At 66.4% G+C, this 4,735-nt stretch carries 6 protein-coding genes; 3 read left to right on the top strand and 3 right to left on the bottom strand.

Annotated elements, in window-relative coordinates:
* Positions 1 to 569 (top strand): peptidylprolyl isomerase (locus tag AB4Y84_RS13550; RefSeq protein ID WP_442250276.1); only part of this gene is annotated, 569 nt, incomplete at its 5' end.
* A 588-nt stretch (positions 570 to 1,157) separates the two neighbouring features.
* On the opposite strand, the gene AB4Y84_RS13545 is transcribed toward AB4Y84_RS13550, so the two are convergent.
* Complete coding sequence (locus AB4Y84_RS13545; RefSeq protein WP_442243760.1) at positions 1,158 to 2,030, bottom strand: DMT family transporter; 873 nt, start codon at positions 2,028 to 2,030, stop codon at positions 1,158 to 1,160.
* A 116-nt stretch (positions 2,031 to 2,146) separates the two neighbouring features.
* Between AB4Y84_RS13545 and AB4Y84_RS13540 the strand changes: the two genes are divergently transcribed.
* Both AB4Y84_RS13540 and AB4Y84_RS13535 read left to right on the top strand, forming a co-directional pair.
* Positions 2,147 to 3,091, top strand: coding sequence for a LysR substrate-binding domain-containing protein (locus AB4Y84_RS13540; protein ID WP_442243761.1), 945 nt, complete (start codon positions 2,147 to 2,149; stop codon positions 3,089 to 3,091).
* A 69-nt stretch (positions 3,092 to 3,160) separates the two neighbouring features.
* Positions 3,161 to 3,454 carry a hypothetical protein gene (locus AB4Y84_RS13535; protein WP_025877698.1) on the top strand — a complete coding sequence of 98 codons (294 nt, stop codon included), beginning with the start codon at positions 3,161 to 3,163 and terminating at the stop codon, positions 3,452 to 3,454.
* A gap of 41 nt (positions 3,455 to 3,495) precedes the next feature.
* On the opposite strand, the gene AB4Y84_RS13530 is transcribed toward AB4Y84_RS13535, so the two are convergent.
* Positions 3,496 to 4,317 (bottom strand): DUF4349 domain-containing protein, encoded by an 822-nt coding sequence (locus AB4Y84_RS13530; protein ID WP_442243762.1) that lies wholly within the window; start codon positions 4,315 to 4,317, stop codon positions 3,496 to 3,498.
* Positions 4,314 to 4,670, bottom strand: coding sequence for a GFA family protein (locus AB4Y84_RS13525; RefSeq protein ID WP_025877700.1), 357 nt, complete (start codon positions 4,668 to 4,670; stop codon positions 4,314 to 4,316). The genes AB4Y84_RS13530 and AB4Y84_RS13525 overlap by 4 nt, the downstream gene beginning before the upstream one ends.
* Positions 4,671 to 4,735: the final 65 nt, after the last annotated feature.

The following is a 4,735-nucleotide window of genomic DNA, read 5'->3' as shown; positions in this document are numbered from 1 at the left end:
AGGCCAAACCGTTCGGCAGCGCGCAGCGCAAGCTGCCGGCCGAATTCGAGCGTGCCGACAGCGGTTTGAAGGTGAGCGTGCTGCCGGATCGCGATGGCTGGGCAGCGCAGACCGGCTTCGTCGATGGCTTCCCGGTCGGTCAGGACCCGCAGGCCGGCAAAGCCTGGCTGGCACACTGCTACGGCATGCTGGGTGCGGGCCGCAGCAACGAGGAAGACAGCAGCATCGGCGCCGAACTGTATGTGGTTACCGGCCAATCGCCGCGCCAGCTGGACCGCAACATCACCCTGGTCGGCCGCGTGCTGAAGGGCATGGAGCTGCTCAGCGCGATCCCGCGTGGACCGGCACCGATGGGCTTCTACACTGACCCGAAGCTGCGCACGCCGATCGTGTCGATCCGTCGCGTCAACGATGTGCCTGCGGCCGAGCGCACACCGATCCAGGTACTGCGTACCGATTCGAAGACCTTCGCCGATACGGTCGAAGCGCGGCGCAATCGCGCGGATGATTTCTACAAGCGCCCGGCCGGGCATATCGATCTCTGCAATATTCCGGTGCCGGTGAAGTAACGCCGTCGCGGGTTCTGCGCGTGGCGCGTGCTGAAGGTGCTTCACTGTTCATGGGCGTTACTTTTCTTTGTACGCAAAGAAAAGTAACCAAAAGAAACGTTCCGCCGGCCGCGAGCCGCCGTGCTTCGCACGTCGGTCCCCTGCGCTTCTCGGTCCGCCGAGGGACGGCGCGGGAACTCGCTGCGCTCAGACACCCGCGCCTCTTCGCCCTCGCCGGACCTGCGGTGCTCGGCTCGCTCAAGGCGGACCCAGGTCAAAGGCCACAGCTGCACCCAGTAGATCCACGCCATGCGTGGATGCATTTGCTGTTGATCTTGACCTTTCAGTCCGCCTTGAGCGAGCCGAGCATCGCAGGGGAATCAGGGGCGAAGAGGTCCGATGTCTGAGCGCAGCGAGTTCGGCRCCGTCCCCTGRTTCGCCGAGAAGCGCAGGGGACCGACGTGCGAAGCACGGCGGCTCGCGGTGTGGCGGCGTGTTTCTTTGGTTACTTTCTTTGCACGAGCAAAGAAAGTGACACCTCCCCGCAGCCACGGAAAAGGGCTCGCCGGGCATGGCCCGGCGCTACCGATGCGTGAGCGCCAATGAGCCTCAGCCCTTCTGGCTGACCGCCACGCTGCCCAGAATCAACGCACCCGCAATCAACATCTGCACCGTCACCGCTTCGCCCAGGAACAGCCAGGCAAACGCAGCACCGAACAGCGGAACCAGATAAGTCACCGTTGACGCACGCGACGGGCCGATGCGGCCGATCAGGCGATAGAACATCAGGAAGGCGAATCCGGTGCAGACGACGCCCAGCGCGATCGCCGCGCCCCATGCCTTGCCCGGAATCGGCCCCTGCGGCAGATGCGTGAGCGCCAGCGGCAACAACCACAATGAGGCGCACGACAACGTGGCAGCGGCGGCCGCGGCCGAAGGCAACCCGGTCATGTGCCGCTTCACCAGGTTCACGCCCAGACCGTACAGCAGTGACGCCGCCGCACCGGCCAGCACCGCGGTACCAATGCTCAGGCCCGAGATCTTGGCCGTGGCCAGCACAACTACGCCGGCAAAGCCGACCAGCAACGCGCCGGCGCGGCGCACACCGATCTTCTCGCCGAAGAACAGGAACGCAATCAACGCGGCGAACAGCACGGTCATCGCATTGCAGATCGCACCGATGGCGGCCGGCGCACGCTCTGCGGCGTAAGCGAACAGCACGAACGGCAACGCCGAATTGACCAGACCGATCGGTGCCAGCCACAGCCAGCGGCGCGGCGGGAACTGCGCGCGGGCGCGCCACAGGAACGGCAGCAGCACCAGTGCGCCCAGCACCAGCCGCACCTCGACCAGCGCGAACGGGCCGAACGAGGGCACCGCCACCCGCATGAACAGGAACGAGCAGCCCCAGATCGCGCCGAGCAGGGTCAGTTCCAGCGGTGTGCGCCAATCACGTTCGGTCGCCTGGGGTATCGCATTCATGTGCTGTGTCCGTCCGTCATCGTGCAGCAGGTCTGGCCACACAGGATCGGACGCAGACGCCCGCCACACAAGCGCGTAGTATCGCTGCCAGCCACAAATATGGTTTGAGGCTGGACATGCTGCTACGCCCTTCCCTGCTTCCTGCGCTGGCCGTTTTCGCGGTCGCCGCGCGCCATCAGAACTTCGCCCAGGCGGCGCAGGAACTGCATCTGACCGCCAGCGCGGTCAGCCACCATGTCCGCCGCCTGGAAGAGGTGCTGGCCACACGCCTGTTCCTCCGCCATGCGCGCGGGGTGCGGCTGACGGCCGAAGGCCGGCAGTTGGCCGACGCCGCCAGCGCCGCGTTTACCGATGTCGCTGCCGTCGCCCACCATCTGCAGCCGGACGCGGACAGCGTGCCGCTGCGGATCGCTACGCTGCGCTCATTGTCGTATTGCTGGCTGCTGCCACGGCTACCGCGTTTCACCCAGGCCCATCCACACATCCGCATCGAACTGCACACCGGCAGTGGCCTCGACCGTTACGACGAAAACGGCCCGGAAGTCGGCATCCGTTATGGGCTGGGCCAGTGGCCCGGACTGCACGCGCAGCACCTGATGGACGATAACCTCTTTCCCGTAGCATCCCCGGCATTGCCCGGTGTCGAAGCACTGCAAGACCCGGCACGCATCGCCGAATTGCCGCTGCTCAGTGATCTGTCACCACAGGGGTGGCGCGACTGGTTCCGCCATGCCGGCGTGCGCCCGCCGTCGCCGTTGCCAGCCATGCACACCTTCGCCGACAGTACCGACGCGATGCGCGCAGCGGTGTATGGCATGGGCGCGGTGCTTGCACGCACCCACGTCGCCCAGCCGTACCTGCAGCGCTATGAGCTGGTGCGCCTGCCAGGGCCTGCGCTGAAGGCGCGTTATGCCTACTACGTGGTGCATGCCGAAGGGCGGCCGCCCAGCCCCGCTGCGCGGCTGTTCATCGACTGGTTGCTGGGCCAGGCGCAGGACGAACGTACGCCGGTTCCTGCATTGCCGGACAGTCTGCTGGGCCGCCCGACCACACCCGGCTGACTGCGCCCTCACCCGATCTTTGCCCAGCGCTGGCTAGGCTGCAGGCGAACCCCACAACGTGCTTCCGCCATGGCCCTGCTGCGACTGCGAATTACCGGAACCGAAGACGATGCCCGCGCGATCAGCGACCTGCTGCTCGGCCTGGAAGGCATCGAACACGTCGAAGAGACCGACGACCTGATGCCGCACATGGATGACGATGATTCCAGCTCGGCCGGCCTTTCCGACGACATCGGCCCGGGCACCCACGAACTGGAAGTGGAAGTGGGCAACGAAAGCACCGCGCAGAAGGTCCGCGATGCGGTGCAGGAACTGGCGCTGGAACTGGATGTGTTCGTCGAATACGAGACCGACGAAGGCTGAGATGCGGGAGTGCCGGCCAGCGGCCGGCACTCCTGTGCCGGTCAGACTGCGGGCGGCAGCTTGCGGCGGCGGCGACGGATCAGCGCACGGACGACCCAGGCCATCACCAGCGCCACCACGCCCACCGGCAGCAAAGCGGCGGCGGCACGGATCAGGAATGCCACGCTGGTACTGAGAATGCTGCCCGACTCGCTCAGGGCTTCGCCGATTTCGCTGCGGCTGCGTTGGCCCGACGTGGTGTCGAAATGCATCGTCACCAGCTGGGTATCGATGCGCCTGCGCTGCTGGGCGGCATCCTTGGTGGCCTGCTCCACACCCGCTTCGATCTCCGACAGGCGCGTGGTGATCGCCATCAGATCCTCGATCTTCAGATCGCCGCGGTCCTGGTAGGACAGCAACCGCGCGTGCTCCTTCTCCAGCCGTGCCTTGGTCAGCGCAGTGTCGGCCACCTGCTGGGCCAGATCCTCGGCACGCGTGTTGCGCGCCTGCAGCGTGCCACCCTCGCCGGCCAGGCCGATCAGTGACTCCACGCCCTTCGGCGCGATGCGTACCTTGACCTCGCCACTGGGCTGTTCGCCACTGCGCTGATCCACCTGCAGCACCGCACACTCACCGAACTTCGCGTTCTGGCACGCCTGCGCGACCTGCTGGATGCGCGGGGCGATCTGCGCTGCTTCCAGCTGCACCTGCACATCGTGCTCATAGGCCAGGAACGCGCCTTCAGGCGAGGCTACGCCCGCTTCGGCGACACCACCGGCACCACCGGCATCGGCGGCCCTCTCACCCTGCTTGGCGCAGGCAGCCAGCGCCAGCAGCAATGCCGGCACGATCATCAGGCGCGTCCACGCGCGCCGCGCCGTCATCGCGAGGCTCCGTCGAACGCGGTGATCGACAACCCACCCAGCTCGACCTGCGGCAGGCAGCGCACGTTGATCGCCACCATCGGCAGGCCGCTGCGCGGATCCACCGCCTCGCTGTACGGCGCGGTGCCGCACTCACGGCAGTGATGGTGATCGATGTTATGGGTGTTGAACTGGTAGGTCGCCACGTCGGCGATATCGGTGCCCAGCTGGAACGCCTCGCGCGGGGCGAACCAGAGCAGGCTGCCGCGGCGGCGGCACATCGAGCAGTTGCAGTCGATGACGTCCTTGATGGGGGCGTCGGCCTGCACGGTGAATGCGATCCTGCCGCAATGGCAGCTTCCCTGGTATTCCATGTCCCGCGCTCCGCTGGAGAGTCCTTGTATGCGCCCATGGTAATCCTATGGCACGGGGACAAAGC

This window comes from Stenotrophomonas sp. 2YAF22 (genome assembly GCF_052114665.1).
GTDB lineage: Bacteria > Pseudomonadota > Gammaproteobacteria > Xanthomonadales > Xanthomonadaceae > Stenotrophomonas > Stenotrophomonas indicatrix.
Note: the sequence above shows the minus strand (reverse complement) of the source record. Positions and strands in the feature narration are given on the sequence as shown.

What these genes read in the sequence shown, in the direction of transcription:
- AB4Y84_RS13545 (WP_442243760.1), bottom strand. Translation starts at nt 2,030, where the DNA reads ATGAATGCGATACCCCAGGCGACCGAACGTGATTGGCGCACACCGCTG.
- AB4Y84_RS13540 (WP_442243761.1), top strand. Translation starts at nt 2,147, where the DNA reads ATGCTGCTACGCCCTTCCCTGCTTCCTGCGCTGGCCGTTTTCGCGGTC.
- AB4Y84_RS13535 (WP_025877698.1), top strand. Translation starts at nt 3,161, where the DNA reads ATGGCCCTGCTGCGACTGCGAATTACCGGAACCGAAGACGATGCCCGC.
- AB4Y84_RS13530 (WP_442243762.1), bottom strand. Translation starts at nt 4,317, where the DNA reads ATGACGGCGCGGCGCGCGTGGACGCGCCTGATGATCGTGCCGGCATTG.
- AB4Y84_RS13525 (WP_025877700.1), bottom strand. Translation starts at nt 4,670, where the DNA reads ATGGAATACCAGGGAAGCTGCCATTGCGGCAGGATCGCATTCACCGTG.